The 19,086-nt window shown below is 58.0% G+C and carries 20 protein-coding genes, 1 pseudogene and 1 riboswitch; of the genes and pseudogenes, 11 read left to right on the top strand and 10 right to left on the bottom strand.

Annotation, left to right across the window (positions count from 1 at the left end; genetic code table 11):
* Nucleotides 1–141 precede the first annotated feature (141 nt).
* Nucleotides 142–516, bottom strand: a complete 375-nt coding sequence (locus WM42_RS00345) for an RNA polymerase-binding protein RbpA (protein ID WP_061922522.1) — start codon at nt 514–516, stop codon at nt 142–144.
* Between the two features lie 127 nt (nt 517–643).
* Here WM42_RS00345 and WM42_RS12815 point away from each other — a divergent pair, with 127 nt between their 5' ends.
* Nucleotides 644–985, top strand: a complete 342-nt coding sequence (locus WM42_RS12815) for a hypothetical protein (protein ID WP_235591278.1) — start codon at nt 644–646, stop codon at nt 983–985.
* A gap of 6 nt (nt 986–991) precedes the next feature.
* The gene (locus WM42_RS00340) at nt 992–1,690 is read left to right on the top strand and encodes a YceI family protein (RefSeq protein ID WP_062035006.1); all 699 of its coding nucleotides are present in this window, start codon (nt 992–994) and stop codon (nt 1,688–1,690) included.
* A 336-nt stretch (nt 1,691–2,026) separates the two neighbouring features.
* On the opposite strand, the pseudogene WM42_RS13540 reads toward WM42_RS00340, so the two are convergent.
* Nucleotides 2,027–2,251: pseudogene (locus WM42_RS13540) on the bottom strand (hypothetical protein); the annotation flags it as partial.
* 54 nt (nt 2,252–2,305) lie between these two features.
* Between WM42_RS13540 and WM42_RS13490 the strand changes: the two are divergent.
* Complete coding sequence (locus WM42_RS13490) at nt 2,306–2,836, top strand: heterodisulfide reductase-related iron-sulfur binding cluster (RefSeq protein WP_062035004.1); 531 nt, start codon at nt 2,306–2,308, stop codon at nt 2,834–2,836.
* Here WM42_RS13490 and WM42_RS00330 read toward each other — a convergent pair.
* Nucleotides 2,833–4,146, bottom strand: a complete 1,314-nt coding sequence (locus tag WM42_RS00330; protein WP_062035002.1) for a class I SAM-dependent methyltransferase — start codon at nt 4,144–4,146, stop codon at nt 2,833–2,835. The genes WM42_RS13490 and WM42_RS00330 overlap by 4 nt on opposite strands.
* Nucleotides 4,147–4,344: 198 nt before the next feature.
* Between WM42_RS00330 and WM42_RS00325 the strand changes: the two genes are divergently transcribed.
* The 3 genes from WM42_RS00325 to thiD all read left to right on the top strand — a co-directional run bounded on the left by WM42_RS00325 (nt 4,345) and on the right by thiD (nt 7,514).
* Complete coding sequence (locus WM42_RS00325) at nt 4,345–5,685, top strand: NAD(P)/FAD-dependent oxidoreductase (RefSeq protein ID WP_062035000.1); 1,341 nt, start codon at nt 4,345–4,347, stop codon at nt 5,683–5,685.
* A 180-nt stretch (nt 5,686–5,865) separates the two neighbouring features.
* Nucleotides 5,866–6,408, top strand: coding sequence for a CAP domain-containing protein (locus WM42_RS00320; RefSeq protein WP_062034998.1), 543 nt, complete (start codon nt 5,866–5,868; stop codon nt 6,406–6,408).
* A 178-nt stretch (nt 6,409–6,586) separates the two neighbouring features.
* A riboswitch (TPP riboswitch) is annotated at nt 6,587–6,684 on the top strand.
* On the top strand, nt 6,672–7,514 hold the full coding sequence (thiD, locus tag WM42_RS00315) for a bifunctional hydroxymethylpyrimidine kinase/phosphomethylpyrimidine kinase (RefSeq protein WP_062034996.1): 843 nt from the start codon (nt 6,672–6,674) through the stop codon (nt 7,512–7,514). Its footprint overlaps the riboswitch before it by 13 nt.
* Before the next feature lie 27 nt (nt 7,515–7,541).
* Here the strand turns inward: thiD and WM42_RS00310 are convergent, their stop codons facing one another.
* A complete protein-coding gene (locus WM42_RS00310) occupies nt 7,542–8,141 on the bottom strand; it encodes a class I SAM-dependent DNA methyltransferase (protein ID WP_062034994.1) in 600 nt (199 codons plus the stop codon).
* Between the two features lie 108 nt (nt 8,142–8,249).
* Between WM42_RS00310 and corA the strand changes: the two genes are divergently transcribed.
* Nucleotides 8,250–9,323 (top strand): magnesium/cobalt transporter CorA, encoded by a 1,074-nt coding sequence (gene corA, locus WM42_RS00305; RefSeq protein ID WP_061922546.1) that lies wholly within the window; start codon nt 8,250–8,252, stop codon nt 9,321–9,323.
* Between the two features lie 52 nt (nt 9,324–9,375).
* Here corA and WM42_RS00300 read toward each other — a convergent pair whose 3' ends face one another.
* Nucleotides 9,376–9,837: a PaaI family thioesterase gene (locus WM42_RS00300; protein ID WP_235591039.1), complete on the bottom strand. Its 462-nt coding sequence runs from the start codon at nt 9,835–9,837 to the stop codon at nt 9,376–9,378.
* Between the two features lie 43 nt (nt 9,838–9,880).
* Between WM42_RS00300 and gndA the strand changes: the two genes are divergently transcribed.
* The 4 genes from gndA (at nt 9,881) to WM42_RS00280 (ending at nt 14,638) form a co-directional block, all read left to right on the top strand.
* On the top strand, nt 9,881–11,326 hold the full coding sequence (gene gndA, locus WM42_RS00295; protein ID WP_062034992.1) for an NADP-dependent phosphogluconate dehydrogenase: 1,446 nt from the start codon (nt 9,881–9,883) through the stop codon (nt 11,324–11,326).
* A 119-nt stretch (nt 11,327–11,445) separates the two neighbouring features.
* Nucleotides 11,446–12,846, top strand: coding sequence for a DEAD/DEAH box helicase (locus WM42_RS00290; RefSeq protein WP_062034990.1), 1,401 nt, complete (start codon nt 11,446–11,448; stop codon nt 12,844–12,846).
* Nucleotides 12,846–13,709 carry a hypothetical protein gene (locus tag WM42_RS00285; protein ID WP_061922555.1) on the top strand — a complete coding sequence of 288 codons (864 nt, stop codon included), beginning with the start codon at nt 12,846–12,848 and terminating at the stop codon, nt 13,707–13,709. Before WM42_RS00290 ends, WM42_RS00285 begins: the two co-directional genes overlap by 1 nt.
* Before the next feature lie 71 nt (nt 13,710–13,780).
* Nucleotides 13,781–14,638 (top strand): VWA domain-containing protein, encoded by an 858-nt coding sequence (locus WM42_RS00280; RefSeq protein WP_061922558.1) that lies wholly within the window; start codon nt 13,781–13,783, stop codon nt 14,636–14,638.
* A 351-nt stretch (nt 14,639–14,989) separates the two neighbouring features.
* Here the strand turns inward: WM42_RS00280 and WM42_RS00275 are convergent, their stop codons facing one another.
* The 5 genes from WM42_RS00275 to WM42_RS00260 form a co-directional block, all read right to left on the bottom strand.
* Entirely contained in the window at nt 14,990–15,757 is a 768-nt protein-coding gene (locus tag WM42_RS00275) for an ATP-binding protein (protein ID WP_062034988.1), read from the bottom strand.
* Nucleotides 15,758–15,763: 6 nt separating this feature from the next.
* On the bottom strand, nt 15,764–16,843 hold the full coding sequence (locus WM42_RS00270) for a Mu transposase domain-containing protein (protein WP_235591219.1): 1,080 nt from the start codon (nt 16,841–16,843) through the stop codon (nt 15,764–15,766).
* 99 nt (nt 16,844–16,942) lie between these two features.
* Nucleotides 16,943–17,374: a hypothetical protein gene (locus WM42_RS13535; RefSeq protein ID WP_235591277.1), complete on the bottom strand. Its 432-nt coding sequence runs from the start codon at nt 17,372–17,374 to the stop codon at nt 16,943–16,945.
* A gap of 292 nt (nt 17,375–17,666) precedes the next feature.
* Nucleotides 17,667–18,245 carry a MerR family transcriptional regulator gene (locus WM42_RS00265; protein WP_141741042.1) on the bottom strand — a complete coding sequence of 193 codons (579 nt, stop codon included), beginning with the start codon at nt 18,243–18,245 and terminating at the stop codon, nt 17,667–17,669.
* Between the two features lie 117 nt (nt 18,246–18,362).
* Nucleotides 18,363–19,001, bottom strand: coding sequence for a bifunctional nuclease family protein (locus tag WM42_RS00260; protein ID WP_061922564.1), 639 nt, complete (start codon nt 18,999–19,001; stop codon nt 18,363–18,365).
* Nucleotides 19,002–19,086: the final 85 nt, after the last annotated feature.

The raw sequence follows: 19,086 nt of genomic DNA, 5'->3' as shown, positions 1-19,086 counted from the left end.
ACACCAAGTACTTCGTCGGGCTAAGCCCGCAAAAGCGGCCTGTGAGCTTCTCCTTTAACACTTAGATTTAATATCTAGGAGAGCTGACAGGCCGCTTTCTTATTTCTATTTAGCTGCGTTTCTCCGCTGGGGAAGGCCGCACTAGCCCTGGTTCTCCTGCTGTTCCTTGAGCAGGCGAGCGGCAGAACGACGGCGGGAGCGCAGGTTCTCAATGCGCTCGCTGAGAAGCTCATCCAGCTCCTCAATGGAGCGGCGCTCACGCAGCATATCCCAGTGGGTGCGTGGTGGCTTAGCTGGCTTGGACTCAACGCCTTCGCCCTCAATCAGGGTGCCAAGCTTACCGTTCTTGCACATCCACTCCTCAGGAATTTCCGCATCATCTGCGAAAGGAACTTCGTAGATGTCACCATCTTCGGTACGGTACTTGACCATCTGGCGTGGTGCGAGATCGTGGTCACGGTCCGTCTCGTAGCTGACGGCGCCCATGCGGCTACCACGGAGTACGCGATCTGCCATGCAACATCATCCTTTTCATAAAGTGTGCTTGGAAGGGTAGACATACATCACCCAAGAAACTAACAGTATAACGAAGTACTCCGCGGGTTTGTTCCCACCCCGGGATAAATGGACTAAGGTGTATCAGGTGATCCGTCAAGCTACCCGCGACCGCGCCCAAGCCACATGCCAATGGTGCGGCAAGGAGATCCCGCAAGGAGGGCGTGGACGCCCTCGTAAATTCTGCAGCCCATCTTGCAAACAACGAGCATACGAGCAGCGCAACAACGTCTCTGGAACCTCGATTCCGAAAGACGCTGTCATCATGACGCCCGAACGCGCTGACGCGCTTCGCGACGGCCTGTTTGAGCTGCGTTGCTCCGCAGAGGACATCGGGATTGCCGCACAGGAAGGCGCGGACGCTAAAGAGCTTCAACAGCTATGCACGGAGCTTGTCACTCTGGCACGTCGGCTCGAGGAATTGAGATAAGGACAAATGCAGAAACTTCTACGTAACCGCAAGCTGGTCATCTCCATTTTCGTGGTGCTGATCCTCATTGCAACCTTGGTGGCGCTTGGCCCGCTGTTTTACTCGATCTACATGGGCCGTGGCGTAGAGACCAAGCCTGTCGACGCCACACATACCAAGCCAGCAAGCACTGAACTAGACGGCAAATGGCACGTTATCGCTGGTACGCCGCATAATTTCACCTCAGTTGGCTTCAGCATCGACGAAATCCTACCTGCTGAGAAAACCCGCACCTCGGGTTCCACCAAGGAAGTTGAAGGTCAGGCCGTAATTAAGGACCAAAAGGTTGAAGAAGGCACAATCGTTGTCGATATGACCAGCCTGACCACGGATAAGAAGGTCCGTGACCAGAATATGAAGGACAAGCTCTTCATCACGCGCGAGTACCCGGAGGCCAGCTTCAAGCTGACGGAGCCCGCTGACTTGTCGAACGTTCCTGAGGACGGCTCGTTGGCCAAGGTGACACTGACGGGCGAGCTTACTATTAAGGACAAGACGAAGAAGGTTAGTGAAGATTTTGACGTTGTCCGTGACGGCAAGACGATTGTCCTGGGCGGCAACATTCCGGTGAACCGACTGGATTATGGAATTGAGACCCCAGAACTAATCGCCGCAAAGATCGCCGAAGAAGGCGAAGTTAATATCCGTGTAACGCTCGAGAAGTAGAAAATCAGATAGTGATGAACTCCAAACATCTGATTCCGATCATCTGGTTCAGGCTCGTAGTGTTGATTGGCTTTGCCATATTCGTCGGCATCCAACAGATGTGGTTGTTGCTCGGCGTTGCAGTCTTATTGGGATGTCTGACGGGGTTCCAATTGTTTAACGCATACAAACGCCAGTAACGGAAACACCACCGCTTAAAGTCACAGTTACTTTAAACGGTGGTGTAAGTGTATGCCGGACAACCGCGAAAATGGCGGGCGATCGCGTTTATCTATATTGATAAATGTCCGATAATGTACATTATGTCATTTCAGACAGGGCTGGCCAATCTCCCATCTAACCGGCAGGCACAGAAACCTCGTCTGCCTCCCTCCGTGCACTAGAGTCAGACTCACCGACAGTCTCGGCATCACCTCCGGGTCCGCTTTCTCCCGGCAAAGGCTTGCGGCGAACCAGCGCCGCGAACACGGCGCCAGTAATGTTCGCCCACACCGCAGCAACGACGCCAGGCAACGCAGCCTCCGGCGTAAAGAACTGAAGCGCTAATGCTGACGCCAGACCCCGTGGTCATCCAAGGGCTATAAGGAGGGTTTTACCTACCAAGCCACCAAGATCGTGCGCGATCTCTGGCAGTGGTCCGACGAGGGCGCACTGCCGATCATTGTCGACGCCGCCAGCTGCACTCATGGCTTGCTCGACAACGTGCCAGAAGAGCTTTCCGACGCCGAGCTAAAACTGTGGAATCAGCTGCGCATCATGGATGTTGTGGAATGGCTGCGCGATGAAGTGGCCCCTCACCTGCCGATCGTGCACTCTATGGGCAGGATCGCAGTACATCCGACGTGTTCTACCCACCACATGGGTATCAGCGATGACCTCGTTGCCTTGGCCGGACTCTGCGGCGAAGCCAAGGTGCCAGAGGGCGCCATGTGTTGCGGCTCCGCTGGTGACCGCGTCATGCTGCACCCGGAGCTGGTGGAATCTGCCACCCGTGAGGAGCGAGCCAGCCTGGAGGCGGAAGACTTCGATGCCTTCGTCTCCGACAACCGCACCTGTGAGATGGGCCTGGAGATGATCTCCGGCAAGGCCTACGACTCAATCGCGGTACTGCTCGAGCGGGCTTCGCGCCCAGTGGTCACGCCTTAACGGCGGCCACCACGGTGGCGGTGGGTGGCCGTGAGCTGCACGGCATCCACCTGGCCAAGCTCCAGCAAAGCCTGGCGCAACGCAAACTGGAAAGTCCACAGGCGGCGGAACACAGGATCGAAACCTGCCGCCGCGGCTTCGCGTAGATGACCATCGAAATAGCTGCGCTGCTCGCGTAGCGATTCCACGTAGTGACCGCCCACGTGCGTCTGCGCGACGATGCGCAGATTCGAGTTGCGGTCGAAAAGCTTGTGCGTTTCCTCGAGCGTTGGGTAATCCAGACCGGGCCAGACATAGGCGCGCAGTACCTGTAACGCCGAGCGGGCAGCCGGGGTCATCGTCTCGGTAGCAAAAGTCGAGGCGAGCGCGACCCTGCCCTCTGGGATCAGAGAGCGATCCAGAATCCCCACGAAGCGCTTGCGCTCTGCAGGCGTAAGCAGCTCTAGCTTTTCCACGCTGATGATCGCGTCGTAGCGACCACGCCATTGTTTCGGATGCGGCACGGTGTCATCGATCTGCTGAACCTGTACCGAATCTGCTGCGCCCTCGAGCACTAGGGTTTCGTTGAAGTCCTCGACTTGCTCGGCGTCGGCAGTCAGCACATCCACCGTCGCCCGCCTGTTGACTGCTTCGACAGCCACATTCATTCCGGCTGCGGGATAAACCAGCAGATGAGTGCCGGCGCCGGTGCGCGTGGCGTCGAGAAGCCACTGCGCAGCACGCTCTTGGCCATCCTTTAGATCGGTACGGTCCACCGCAGTCGGCTCACTAACGTGCGTGACGTCAACGAAGTGCTCCTTAGGTTCCTTGCGGCCAGCCTGTGGACTAAAGCTAGGCACCGCCTCTCGGACTGTCGTGGGAACGCCGCTGGCAAAGATGCCGCCCGAATGGGTATAGCCATCACCGGCATAAAGACGCACCAATTCCACGGGTAACTCACCCGGGGTGGAATGCTCGACGTCGAGCTCGCGCGCCTTCGGGCGATAATTCGCACGCAGCAGTCCACGCAATACCTTGACCAGCTTGTCAGAGTCAGCGGTGGTCCACTCGCCCGCCAGATAAGATTCCGCAAAGCCAAGCCAGCCGGTGGCTGCGATGCGAATGAAGAGGGCGTCGTGCAACACGGAAAGGTCTGGTCCGCCCTCTGCCTTAGATTCAGGATCCAGATCCAACTCCGCGAGATCACAGGCCTTGGCGAATTCCGCCTCCGCACGCCGGGCTTTAAAACGTGCAAAGCTCACCGCCGGAAGCGTCGCTACGCTCGGCCACTGATTGGCATCGATGGTGGCTAGATGTGGAAAATCACCCATTGGTCCGGTTTTCTCCTTGGCAAACGTCTACGTGCACGAAGGCTTCCAATTAACCCTAGTGTGAAAAGCCCACCTAGATGCGCCGCCATGCCGAAGAAGGAGCTGTTTAGCCTACATAAAGTATGCATGTACGGTGACTAGGGTTTAGACTGATTCGGTACAAAACTTTTCGCTTTCTTAGGAAGGTATCTCCCCACTATGGCTGAAACCCCTTACCGCCCTGCAGGCGGACGCCACCATGTAGTCGTCATCGGCGCCGGCTTCGGCGGCCTCAATGCAGTTCAGCAGCTGAAGTACGCTGACGTTGAGATCACCCTGATTGATAAGAAGAACCATCACCTTTTCCAGCCGATGCTGTACCAGGTAGCCACCGGCATGATTTCCGCCGGCGAGATTGCTCCTTCCACCCGTCAGCTACTGCGCAACCAGGCCAACGCTCACTTCGTCAACGGCGAAGTCACCGACATCAACCTGGAAGGCCAGACCGTTACCGCTGAGCTGGAGGGCTTCCAGCGTACCTTCGCCTACGATTCCCTCGTCGTCGCCGCTGGCGCTGGACAGTCCTACTTCGGCAACGATCACTTCGCTGAGTTCGCTCCGGGTATGAAGACCCTGGATGACGCACTGGAGCTGCGTTCCCGAATCGTCTCCGCCTTCGAAAAGGCCGAGTTCGTTGACGACCCAGCTGAGCGCGAGCGTCTCCTGACCTTCGTCATCGTCGGCGCCGGCCCAACTGGTGTTGAGTTGACCGGCCAGATCGCCGAGCTGGCTAACCGCACTCTGCGTGACCAGTACTCCAACTACGGCACCACCAGCGCCAAGATCTACCTGCTTGATGGCGCACCGCAGGTTCTTCCGCCATTCGGCAAGCGCCTGGGCCGCAAGGCGCAGCGCACCCTGGAGCGTCTTGGCGTCGATGTGCGTCTGAATGCCATGGTCACTGACGTCACCGAGGACGCCGTCACTTACAAGAACATGAAGAACGACGAAGTCGTCACCATTGAGGGCGCAACCAAGATTTGGTCCGCCGGTGTGGCCGCTTCCCCACTGGGCAAGATGGTTGCTGACCAGGCAGGCGTCGAAGCAGACCGCGCTGGCCGTGTCTCCGTTAATGATGATCTGACCGTGGGCCAGCACTCCAACGTCTACATGGTCGGCGACATGATCTCCCTGAACCGCCTGCCTGGCGTGGCACAGGTTGCGATCCAGGGTGGCGCACACGTGGCCAAGCTCATCAAGGCAAAGGTCGACGAGGAGTCCACCGCCAACGAGCGCGAGGCATTCGAGTACTTCGACAAGGGCTCCATGGCCGTCATCTCCCGCTTCAACGCGGTTGTGAAGATGGGCAAGACCGAGTTCGATGGCTTCCCGGCTTGGGTTTCCTGGATGGGACTGCACATCATGTACGTCCTTGGCTTCCGCAACCGCACCACCGTCGCGGTGAACTGGATCCAGAACATGATCTCCCGCGACCGCGGCAACCTCGAAATCACCGAGCAGCAGCGCATCGCTCGCAACTTCATCAACAAGAACAAGTAGGCCCAAATAGTCGCTGTTCTAACTGTTGCAGCTATCCCCCGCACAACCACCAAACCACCTGGTGTGCGGGGGATTTTGTGTCCTTGATCTCGTTTCTGCGGAACCACGTCCGAAGACGCGTGACGGGTGGTTATATGAGAAATGTATCTACCCCTTCTCTCCTTACAAGGACGGTTCTCTATGCCTACTTCCTTGCTCAACATGGTCCCGCAGATTCTGGCCGGCCTTCTCACTCTCATCCTGACTCTCGTCGGTATTTTCACCGGCGGTTCAGTGGGCTCTAGCTCCAATGCACCGCAGCCGGGCAATCCCTCGGTTACGAGCCCTAGCAACGGAAACTTCAACGTGGCTGCAGATCAAACCCGCGTCTTCAACGAGCTCAACAAGTACCGCGCAAAGTATGGTTTGGAGGCGGTACAGCGCTCCAGCACGATGGATCAGCGCGCTCAGGAGTGGGCAAACTATCTTGCTGAGACCGGCCAGTTCTACCACGACCCTAAGTTCAATGAACGCGAAAACATTGCGATCATCATGACCAATGATGTGTCCGAAGCCGTCTGGAACAGCTGGCACAATTCCAGCGGCCACCGCGCCAACATGCGCGCTGACGATGCCAAGCACGCAGGCCATGGCGTAGCTATCATGAAGAGCGGCAAATTCAAGGGCCAGAAAGTCATTGTTCAAAAAATCTCTGACGTTGCAGTACCGAATACTAGGGCATAGTCCGCATTAGGTTGATGCATTGTCCAGCTCCCACAACGCCGTGGGAGCTGGACTCTTCTTTTGTCGATGCATCTGAACTCCGCAACATTGCGTGATAATAGACGGGGCCTCCAACGCACTACCTGCCGATAAGCTAGGCAAACCGCCTTCGTGCACTCCCAGTCTTTGTTAATCTCACTTCTACAACAAGGGGTGCCGCAGGCCTGCGGCTGAGATTAGACCCTTAGAACCTGCACTTAGTTAGCACTAGCGAAGGGATAGTTGTGGAGAATTCTCATCCACGGGGTAGTTTGCCGCGCGTATTGACCATTGCGGGCACCGATCCGACAGGCGGCGCCGGCGTCCAAGCGGACTTGAAGGCGTTTATGGCTGCGGGTGCTTATGGCATGTCCGTGGTAACGGCGCTGGTGGCGCAAAATACGCAGGGCGTGCGCTCGGTGCACACGCCGCCGCTGGAGTTCCTACAGGCCCAGTTGGACGCAGTGCTTGACGACGTCACGGTTGACGCCGTCAAGATCGGCATGCTCGGCAATGCAGATATCACCGCCTCCGTGGAAAAGTTTCTAGACCAGCTAGCACCTTCCACGCCGGTTGTTCTCGACCCAGTCATGGTCGCAACGAGTGGCGATCGCCTCTTGGACGAGCAAGCTGAGGCCGCAGTGCGGCAGCTGTGCAGCAAGGCCACCGTGATTACGCCGAACTTGAAGGAGCTCGCGGTGCTCACAGATACTCCGCAGGCCCAGACCTTCGAGGAGGCTACGGTCATCGCCCAGCGCTGGGCTGCTGATACCGGCACTGCCGTCATCGTCAAAGGCGGCCACCTGCCATCCGGCGATGCAGGAAACGCTGCTGTAAGCGCGGACGGCGTCTTAGTGCAGGTATCGAGCCCGCGCGTAGAGACCAAGAACACCCACGGCACCGGCTGCTCACTGTCTTCGGCACTGGCAGCACGATTGGGCGCCGGCGAAGATCTAGCAGAGGCTCTGGAATGGTCCACCACCTGGCTGCACGAGGCGATTGCCAATGCGGATGCCCTAAACGTAGGAAAAGGCCACGGCCCGGTGGACCATGGCCATATGCTGCGACGCCTCGCAGGGCTTTCATAGCAGCTCGTATCAGCTACTCAAGCGCGTTTAGAGAAGGTCAGCGCCCGGGCGCGTGAGAACCGCCACCAGGAAGGTGGAGCTTTCCTTGAAGACCTTCATATCCCACGAGGAGAAAAGGAAATCAACGCGGAAGCCCACCTCCTTAGCTAAGGTCAGGAAGTCATCGAATGCCCAGCCGCGGCCCTCACCAAAACCGACGACAAAACGGCCGTCGGAATGCAGCGAGTTGTAGATATTGCGCAGGGCTGCCTCACGGCCATCTACTGCCAGGAAGGTCATGACGTTACCTGCAGATACCGCTAGGTCGAAGTCGCCTTCGGGAATCTCGTCTTCAGACAAGTCGCCGACTACCCACTGGCCATCCGGAAAGTCATGCTCGGCATGCGAAATCAGGATCGGGTCCACGTCGACGCCCACCACCGTGTGGCCGCGGCTCACCAACTCGCCGCCTAGGCGGCCCGTGCCACAGCCGGCGTCGAGGATGCGAGAGCCGCGTTCCACCATGGCGTCGGCAAGCCGTGCTTCACCGTGGATGTCTTTGCCCTGCGCAGCAAGCATCTTCCATTTGCGTGCGAAATTCTCCGAGTGCGCGGGGTTAGCTGCGGTTACTTCTTTCCAGGTAGGCATGAAAACTAGTATATGCCCTAAGCAGTGTAGGATTTAGCCGCTAAGTAAAACTGCCTGCCGAACCTGTTTTGGCGCGCAAACGTTATAGAAGTGAAGGAGGCTGAAACGATGCCGTCTGTCCCGTCGCCCTTTAGGCCACGCAAGAGAAACGATCCTCCTAGTTCCTCCCGCACCTTCTCCGTTCCAGCTGAGCGCGCGATAGAACACTGCCGTGTCTTCGTCGACGGCGAGGCACTACCGGGCGAGTTCACCCCTCACTCCGCACTCCGGACCGTCGAGGAATATGGCCGCGGATTCGTTTGGGTGGGTCTGCATGAGCCTTATGAATCCCAGATGACGAAGGTCGCTTCCGAGTTCGGTATTCACGAGCTGATTGTGGAAGACGCCGTTCAGGCGCACCAGCGTCCCAAGCTGGAGCGCTATGATGACCAGCTCTTCGTCGTCGCACGCTCGGTTAACTACCGCGACCATGATGAGGTTGCCGATAAGCGCCAGATCATCTCCACTGGTGAGGTCCAGATGATTTTGGGCAACAACTTCATCATTACGGTGCGCCACTCGGCTAAGCTGCCCAATCTCGCCTACACCGTGCAGGACGAGCAGGACTTGGTTGAGCTCGGCCCGGTAGCCATGGCCTGGAAGATTCTGGATATGCTGGTGGACCGCTACTCCGAGATCGTTCGCCTCATCGCAATAGAGATCGATGAGATCGAGGAAGAGGTCTTTACCCCACAGACCAAGTTCAACATCGACAGGATCTACATGTTTAAGCGTGAGATCTTGGAGATGAAGCACGCCATTGACCCGCTTTCGGTAGCGCTAAAGGCCATGACCAATGATCACAAGGATCTCATCTCCAAGCAGATCCGTTCCTACCTGCGCGACGTCAACGACCACGAGCTTGTGGTCAAGGACCAGGTTGCGGGCTTCGACGAGCGCTTAACCTCGCTTATCGACGCCTCCGTTGCCAAGGTGACCATGCAGCAAAACAGCGACATGCGCACCATCTCCGCGGTGGTCGGCATGTGGGCTGCCCCTACCCTGGTCGCCGGCATCTACGGCATGAACTTCGATGTCATGCCGGAACTGCACTGGGGCGGCGGCTACTTCATGGCGCTAGGCGTCATGGTGCTCGTGGTCGCGGTCATGTGGTGGTGGTTCCGACGCAACCACTGGCTCTAGGGCTGAAACAAACGCCCTAGGGAGTACACAGCATTCCCTAGGGTCCGCAGCACTATGGGTTGACCATCGTGCGCAGGTTCGTGCGCGCAATGAGTTTGCCGGCTTGGCGCATCTCAATGCACCAGATGTGAGTGCGCCGACCCAGCTGTACTGGTGTTGCCACTGCTTCCAGAATTCCGTCAGACACTGAGCGGATGAAGTCAGTATTGTTGTTGATTCCAACGACCGGTGCAGCCGCTGCAACGAAGGATGCAATGGAGCCCACGGATTCCGCGATGGAGCAATAAAGGCCGCCGTTGGCAACGCCCCACGGCTGGTGGTGCTCAGGCTTGACCTCAAGCTGGGCACGTACTTCGTCCTTCGAGACAAAAGTAAAATCCAGGCCGAGCAGCTCGCCAAAGCCGTGGTTGTGGGCGTTGAAAATCGCGAGTTCCTCGGCGGAAAGCGGGCGTTCTTGGACGGTGGCGACCATTTTCGCCATGAGTTCAAACTTGTCTGGGTTTTCTTGGCTCATGCCATGACAGAGTAGCTGCAAACTCTGACGTAGGATAGAGCCCATGACTGAAAAGACTGAACTCGCCCACATCGGCGTTGTCGGCTTGGCTGTTATGGGCTCCAACTTGGCCCGCAACTTTGCCCACAACGGCAACACCGTAGCCGTCTACAACCGCAGCCCGGAAAAGACCCACAAGCTCATCGAAGAGCACGGTTCTGAAGGCAACTTTATCCCTTCCGAGACCATCGAGGACTTCGTCGCTTCTCTCGAGCGCCCACGCAAGGCCATCATCATGGTTCAGGCGGGCAAGGCTACCGATGCAGTCATCGACCAGCTGGCAGAAGCCATGGATGAAGGCGACATCATCATTGACGGCGGCAACGCCCTCTACACGGACACAATGCGCCGTGAGAAGGAAGTAGCTGCCAAGGGCAAGCACTTCGTCGGCGCGGGCATCTCCGGCGGCGAAGAGGGCGCTCTCAACGGTCCTTCCATTATGCCGGGTGGTCCGGCTGAATCTTGGGAGACTCTGGGCCCAATTCTCGAGTCCATCGCCGCTGAAGTCGACGGCACCCCGTGCGTTACCCACATCGGCCCGGATGGTGCTGGCCACTTCGTCAAGATGGTCCACAACGGCATCGAGTACGCCGACATGCAAGTCATCGGCGAGGCATACCAGCTGCTGCGCTACGGCGCGGGCTTGGAGCCGGCAGAAATCGCTGAGGTATTCAAGGAATGGAACTCCGGCGACCTCGATTCCTACCTGATTGAGATCACCGCTGAGGTACTCGCACAGAACGATCCAGAAACGGGCAAGCCGCTTGTCGACGTCATCCTGGACGCCGCCGGCCAAAAGGGCACTGGCCGCTGGACCGCCATCAACGGCCTAGAGCTCGGCGTACCAGTCACCGCCATCGCAGAGGCAGTCTTCGCCCGCGCACTGTCTTCTTCTGCTACTCAGCGCGCAGCTGCGCAAGACGGTGAGCTGCCAGCAGGCCTCATCCCCTCGGATGTCGACAAGCAGGCGTTCATCGAGGACGTACGCCGTGCCCTTTACGCCTCCAAGCTCATCGCGTACTCGCAGGGCTTCGATGAGATCAAGGCTGGCTCCGAGCAGTTCGGTTGGGACGTTGACCCACGCGATCTTGCCACCATCTGGCGCGGCGGCTGCATCATCCGCGCGAAGTTCCTGGATCGCATCCGCGAGGCTTATGACACCAACCCGCAGCTGCCTGCTCTCATCCTCGACCCATACTTCAAGGGCGAGCTCGCCGAACTCATCGCTCCGTGGCGTCGCGTTGTCGTTGCCGCAACCCAGATGGGTCTGCCGGTGCCGGTATTCGCCTCTTCCCTGTCCTACTACGACAGCCTACGCGCTGAGCGTCTGCCGGCTGCGCTGATTCAGGGTCAGCGTGACTTCTTCGGTGCGCACACCTTCAAGCGCGTGGACAAGGAAGGCACCTTCCACATCGAGTGGTCCGGCGACCGCAGCCTGACTGAGATGTAAAAAGGCTTTTTCAGCCTTCTTTCAAGGCGCTAGGTTCTCTTCTTCAGCGGAGGATGCCTAGCGCTTTTGCTTTGCCTGGATTGCGGTCTAAGAAGCGTTGGCCACTAAGATTTAAGGCAATGACTACTTTCGCCGAACTCGGCTTACCGCAAGAAATCGTGTGTGTCCTCAACAAACAGGGCATCACCGAACCATTTCCCATCCAGCAGGCGGCTATCCCTGACGCGCTCGCTGGCAAGGACGTGCTTGGCCGCGGCCCGACAGGCTCCGGCAAAACCTTCACCTTTGGTCTGCCGATGCTCGCGCGCCTGGCTCAATCCGGCGCCTCGAAGCCTGCCCGGCCACGCGGCTTAGTGCTCGCGCCCACCCGCGAGCTTGCCACCCAGATCCACGAGCGCCTCAACGACCCAGCTAATGCCTTGGGCCTGCGCGTGCTTTCCGTGGTCGGCGGCGTGAACATCAATCATCACATCCGTTCTCTGGCACGTCCCGTCGACCTTTTGGTTGCCACGCCGGGCCGTGCACAGGACCTCATCAACCAGGGCAAGCTCTCCTTGGAGGACGTCTCCATCACAGCGCTCGATGAGGCTGACCACATGGCGGACATGGGCTTCCTGCCGCAGGTGCGCAAGCTTTTAAAGCTCACGCCTGCCGACGGCCAGCGCTTGCTGTTTTCTGCCACGCTGGACGGAGACGTGGACAAGCTGGTGCGCCAGTTCATGCACTCCCCAGTAACACACTCCACTGCGCCTGTTGAGGCTGCCGTGGACACGATGGAACACCACCTGGTATTCGTGGGCGACCGCGACGCGCGAAACGACGTCGTCGTGCGAATCGCCGCACGTGAGGGCAAGACGATCATGTTCATGCGCACCAAGCATGGCGTCGACCGCCAAGCCAAGAAGCTGCGCCGTGTGGGCATCAATGCATTTCCACTGCACGGCGATAAGGGCCAGGGTGCACGCACCAAGGCGATTGAGGGCTTCGCCGACGGATCCGTGCCGGTGCTCGTGGCTACCGATATCGCTGCCCGAGGCATCGACATCGCGAACGTTTCCCTTGTCGTCCACGTTGACCCACCAGCTGAGCACAAGGCTTATCTGCACCGTGCTGGCCGTACCGCGCGCGGCGGCGAATCAGGTGCCGTGGTGACACTAGTTATGGACCAACAGCGTGAGGAAGTTGCCAAGCTCATCAAGAAGGCCGGCGTTGCGGCAGCAGAACTCGATCTCAGCGATCGCCCCACCCCCGCCGGTGCCCCAGAGCTAGCCAAGATCACCGGCGCGCGTAAGCCAAGCGGTAGCCCCCTTCCTCCACCGAATCAGAATGCATCTTCCCAGCAAGGCGGGAAGAAAAAGCCGGTTGGATCCCGGAAAGGCTCGCAGGGTAAGCCTAATCAGCCGAAGAAGGGCTCGGGCCGCAACTCTACAGACCGCAGAGCCTCGAGCAACGGCAAGGGCTACCGCTCCCGCAACGGAAAGCCAGGTGGCTCTCGCCGCCGAGGTGGTGGTCAGCGCTAATGCTGCTGACTGAGCAGGAGTGGCGGACACGGCATGACGCCCACGTCTCCCGCGCCAACGAGCTGCTAGCCCAGTTCCGCCATCCCGGTGACTATCACCCGGTTTATGACTTCCTCTTCGAGTACTATCCGGTGCGTCCCTCGCATTTGCGCCGTTGGCACCCTGGCTTTAACGTCACGCTCGCCGGCACGCCGGGCACGATCCCGCATGAGGAATGGCGCGACTACCATCGCACAGAGCAAGGCGTAACCCTTGACCTGGGAAACTTCTGGGCACGGCGGGGCGATTCCATCACTTATATCCGCAACCTGATGGCTAAAACAACCACGAATCCGGCTCAGTTCGATTGCTTCGGGCTACATGAGTGGGCCATGGTCTACAAGACGGACTCACCGCGCCATAACCTGCCGCTACGCCTTGGTGCCGAACGCACCAACGAGGTAGTGGAATCCCATCGCATTCGCTGCACGCACTATGATGCTTTCCGATTTTTCACGGAGCCTGCGCGCCCGCTCAACCTCACGGTCTTGACCCGTGAGGGCCAACCAGACAGCGACCAGGCCGGCTGCGTCCACGCCACGATGGACCTTTACAAGTGGGCCTGGAAACTCGGCCCGCTGGTTCCAGGCGAACTGTTCATCGAAACGCTGGAACTTGCCATCGAAGCCAGAACACTCGACATGGAGGCCTCACCTTATGATTGCCGTGGCTGGGGCTTCGGCGTGGTCCCAATCGAGACCGCGGCCGGCAAGGCGGAATATGTGGAGCGCCAGCGCGGGCTAGCCCAGAAAGCCAAACCATTGCGTCAACGGCTTGTCGCCATTGTTGACGAAGCCATGGCGGCTACAATTAGCAACCGTTAATGTGGCCTCCTTAAGGCTCGATATCCGGTTGTGAGAACGGCTATTACCGCCCCAGTGTGGAAGGAACTTTCGTGGCAAGACATTCCAACGGCAAAAACACATTCGCAGTGGCAGGCTGGGTATTGGCCCTCCTTGCAGCGTTGATCCTCGCACTCGCCGTCGGCGCCTATTTCCTTTTCCGCGGCAACGATGACGCCTCGACCGCCACTGCAGCAGCGTCTTCCGCAGTAGAGCCAGCCGAGGAATCAGGCGCAGCAATTTCTGATGCTGCCGCGCGCGATGAGCAAGCAGAAAGCAGCGCCGCCGCAAGCTCTGCGCCTGAGTCTTCAGAAAGCGCTCCTTCTTCCGCGGAGAAGCAACCAGAGGAAAATAAGCCTGCCACGTTCGCCGAAAATACCCTGGTTCTCCTCGATACCTCCGAGGGTCTGGCACCGTATTTCAACCAGGTAACGCAGGCCTTGGGCAACACCGCCAACGCGCTTGGCGAAAAGTCTGGTTTGGTAGGCCTGTGGAACTATTCTTCCCCACTGTCTGAGACCGCGACGGTGGGCTACCGCCAGAATATCGGCTATGGGGAGGCCGCCCCAGTGGCCTTTGCCCTGCAGCAGTTTGGAACCGGCGGCGTTCCGCAGACCCGCAGCGCCGTGACCGCAGCGGTGGCAAACGCAGCCGACCAAGCCGCAGGCACCGAGCAAAAGGCCAAGGTTCTGCTCGTTACCACCGGTACGGCCCAAGACATGGATGATCCAACTTTCCAGCAAGCTCTCGCCGATGCCAAGAGCGACAACGTCTCGCTTTCCGTCGTGCATATTGGCCCCGGGGAAAAAGACGCAGTGCTTGACGACGCCGCCGATTCCTTCACCGAAGTCACCGACCCTGCCGACCAGTCCGCCCTCGAGAAAGCCCTAAATCAAGCCGCAGGAGTTTAATCGCCGTTGCTGGCCTTACGCCACCTCGGGGCCTCCCCCCGTAGCGTCTCCGTCTTTCGCTGCAAATGGTGAGGTCCAAATGGTGAAGTCCAAATGGTGAGGATCAGATGGTGAGGTCGCGTAACACCAACATCATCGCTATACATCAAGCACAGCTTTTACGTCGCGTCCTCACCATTTAGAGATCCGGCTGCGGTGCACCTAGAGCTAGTGCCTTACTAGCCCGTTCTGCTGAGAGCGGCTTGTTGGTAGGGGTGTTGCGGAACGGTGGTAGGGCTGGATTCCGACTAGGTGGTAGGGCCGGGCCGCTGGCCCTGTTGGGGCCAGCGGCCGGGCTTCTAATCCGATCGACTACTCGTTGGCGCCATATGTGGCGCTTGCCAGGTGTTGGCGCATGTCGTAGTCGCCGAGTTCGATGCGCTGTCCGGCATTGAGTCTGCTGACCAGTGAGTCCGCGCCGATGGGGTCGGGTAGTTTCTTCACCCAGTAGGCGGCGGTTGTCTGGGAGACGATGATGGTCGGCAGTCTGCCGTCGCGGTCGAATATGATCTTGGTTAGGTCTTCTTGTCCGCGCTGGTTGATTCCTATGGTCAGGAAATCATCGAGGATGAGTACATCAATGTTTTGTAGCTTGCGCATTTTAGCTACATAGCGTTCATCTGCTGGCAGGAAGGCCCCTAATTCATCGACGAGCTGATCCAGCCGGTAGTACGCGACACTGTATTCAGCCTGGCAAGCAGCAATACCGATAGCGCAGGCGATGTAGGTTTTACCCGCACCGGTGGGCGCTAGGACGTGCACATTGGAAGGTTCGTCGCGCCAGGGTGTTGCGGCTAGTCGTTTGAGCTGGCGTAGATTCAACCCTCGTTCATCTGGGTTGATCAGCTCGGCGAGTGTTGCTCCCGGATAGCGGAATTTCGCCTGGGTGATGGCTTTTGCGATGTTGGTTTGCCGGCGCTTGGCCGCGGTTTCTTCCACGGCTTTGAGGAAGATTTCCTCCGGTAGAGCGGTGTTGGCGTCATCGGCGGCGACTAGGTCGAAAAAGATATCAGCGAAGGTGGAAAGACGCAGTTTACGCAGTGTAGCTCGGATGTCATCGTCAAGGTTGATGGTGGTCATGATGGTCTAGGCCTCCTTCTTCGGGATGTCGTAGTGGCTGGCTGGGCGCAGGAATACTGCATCAGGGATTGCGGTGATATCCACAATGCGCGACTGGGCGTGATCGGCCTGGACGGCTGGCGTTTGGTTGAGGGTGTGACCGTTGCGGGCGATGTCGGCCTGAATCCGCGCGATGACCTGCATGTTGGGTGCCAGGCTATGGTCAATGACTTGCTGGCAGGCAGGCTCAAGCGTGGTCTTGTTGTGCTTGTTGCCCAGCTTGACGAGCACGTTGCGGGCAGTGTGTAGCCCGCGGGGTACGGCTTTGGCGTTGCGTTCCAAAATTGAGGAGACGACCTTGGCCGTTGCCGGCCCAAATGATGATGCTCGAGCAAGCAGCTCGTCACGGGTAAGAGGTTTGACCCCGGCAATGTCCTTATCCGGGGTATGGGCTGGGTCAGTGCAATAGCGGTACTTGAACCCGTGCATACGTGAGTGCTCTGCGACTAGGTCGTCGCCGTCGAAGATGCTCACCAGGCTGTTGGTCAGCCGTGCCCGCAGGGTTTTGCCGATGTATTGGAACGGCACTGAGTAGTACTGGTAGTCGCAGCAGATGTGCCAGTTACGGTCGACTTTGACGTTTCGCCAGGACACTTCCGTAAACGGGGTATCTGGTAAGTCACGCATCATGGGCGCTTCATCAGCATCAAACAACTCTTTACGGGTTATCCCATCGGGCCTAGGCATATTCATGTTGATGTCGTCGACGCGCTGGGCGATAGCCTCATTGAGTTCATCAAGACTGTAGAAGGTGATCCCATCGAAGTAGCCGAGGATGCGCGAGTAGACGAGTTGGACGGCGCGTTCCACAGCGGCCTTATCCCGAGGTTTTCCAGGTCGGGCCGGTACGAGCAGGATGTCGTAGTAGTCGGCGAAGTCCGCGTAGCGTTGTTGAATGCGCCGGCCGGGCTTGTTCTTCACCGGCCGATAAGTCGCGGTCGGTGCGTTGTCAGGAACGATGATGCCAGGGCATTTACCGAGGTAGTCTAAGGCTTTCACATGGCAGGAAATCCAGTTGTCCATCTTCTCGTTAGCTGTTGCTGTCACAAACAACAGTGAAGAATAGGGGCAGATGGCCACGAATAAGCTGGCTTTCATGCCGACTTCACCGATGGCCTTGTCAATGATGGAAACCTTGTCGCCGGCTCAGTCGACATAGAGTTCCTGGCCTGGCTCGTGTTCGATAATCGAGGTCATTCCAGTGGTGCGGATGTGGGTGCGCAGGCGTTCGCAAAACTGGGAGTACTGATACTTCGACTCGCCTTCACCGACAGGTGCAGCAACGTAGTCCAGCCAGAGCTTGTGGCGGGTCAAGTGCTTGTTATTGGCTAGTCGCTTGGCGAGCTTTTCGAAGTCTGGCTGGTCGTAGCGCTTGCGACGGGCCCCGCGATGGTCGCTGAAGTGCTCGTCGAAGAATGATGGATCCAGCTGAGCAAACGACTCCTTGGTGATGCTCAGGTCCGCAATCAGTGTCTTGGTTTTGGCAATATCCCGGTTGGAACATCCCAACGCCGCAGAGATGGCAGCATAGCTTCCCCCGTCCAAACACATCGCCATGATGTCTTTGAAGTTGGCCATGAAAGGCCCTCCTTAAGGTCATGAAAGGTGATGACGCGCCGGCACAAGTTGTGCCAACGCCACCTATACAATGACCGAAAACAGAGAGCCCTACCATCTATCCGGAAAACCCCGACCAACTACGCGGATTGCCCCTACCAACTACGCCGAAACGGCACGTTCTACAGATATGAGAAAACGCTAAAACGCTTACAGTCCCCAACTCACGTGAGCTCGAGCTGGGGACTGTAAGCGTTTTGAAGCTGACCCGCGGGTTCCCACGGGAGCAAGGCCGCTTTACGCGGCCTAGGACCTAGGAGGACTTACGGTTGCGGCGTGCAGCCAGCTCGTCGATACCAATGACGGTCTCGTCCTTGAATTCGTCCAGGCGCTCTGCCGGGAAGGAAGAGATAGTGCCGGAAAGCTCCTTCAGGATGCCCGGGACCGCGATGCCGAAAACGCCCTGGCCGCCTGCCAAAAGGTCAATGACCTCATCGTTGGAGCGGCACTCGTAAACAGTGGTTCCGTCGGAGACGAGGGTCAGCTCTGCAAGGTCGTTAACGCCACGGTCACGCAGGGACTCAACTGCCAGGCGAATGTTCTGCAAGGAAATACCGGTATCGAGCAGACGCTTGACAATCTTGAGAACCAGAACGTCCTTGAAGGAGTACAGACGCTGGGAGCCGGAGCCACGTGCATTGCGAATGGACGGGTTGACAAGGTTGGTGCGTGCCCAGTAATCCAACTGACGATAGGTAATGCCGGCTACCTGGCAGGCAATTGGCACACGGTAGCCGAGCTCCTCGTCCGGTCCGACGTCGAAGAGCGACTCTTGCACGTAGCCCTCGCCTGCTCCGTGGGAGGCGTTGTACTCGTCTAGGTTCTCGTTGATGCTCACGTAATTACTCCAATGGGGTTTGTTGGAAGCCTCTAGGGCTTAATTAAAGGCCACGCCCCTAACCCCGTCAAGGCTAGAGGCTAAAGCTTGGCCAAACTCTCTAGCTTTACTTTAGACTTCTTCGTCCCCATTGTCATCATTAGTCACACGCGTGTCATTAGAATCTTTTTTATCTTCCGTTTCAAAAAAGTCCTCTTCAGAGACGCCCAACGAGCGCATCATCGCCTCGAAATCAGCATCTGCCTGCGGGTTACCCGAAGCGGAGCTATCTGAGCTGGACGTTTTCGCCACTTCCTCACCAGCATCGTCGGCGGGCGGATCGAAATGGAAATCAAAGTAAGCATCCATATCGTCATCCGAGACAAAGACGGCCACTTTAGACAACAGCTCTTTTTCTACAGTGATTGGTACATTGAAGTGTTCCGAAACCACCAGAGCATCGCTAAGCTTTGCGTCGTGCGCCTCACCCGCCGCATCGACGATGTCGACCATAAAGGTGCCTTCGTAATAGTTAACGATCTCAATGGAGCCCACGCCACCGAGTTGCTCAATGAGCTCGATGAGAAGGTCGTGTGTGGTGGGGCGGGTTTCGCTATAACCGTCGAGGCGCTGCATAACGCGCGCGCCTTCTAGTTGCGAGAGCCAAACGGGGAGGATGCGATTTCCTTCTACCCAGCGCATAAGAGCGCATAGTTCGCTTTCCGGCTCCATAACGTGAATGCCGTGGAACTCAAGACTAATTTTTCCCATGCTCTCCACTCTCCCACATTTGCCCGCCGCGTGGTGACGGAGAGCTTTATGTGGGCCGCTAGCACCAGGCACTAGCGGCGAAATC

Origin of the sequence: Corynebacterium simulans (assembly GCF_001586215.1) — a bacterium.
In the GTDB taxonomy this organism is placed as follows: domain Bacteria; phylum Actinomycetota; class Actinomycetes; order Mycobacteriales; family Mycobacteriaceae; genus Corynebacterium; species Corynebacterium simulans.
This window is presented reverse-complemented; position numbering and strand designations above follow the sequence as displayed.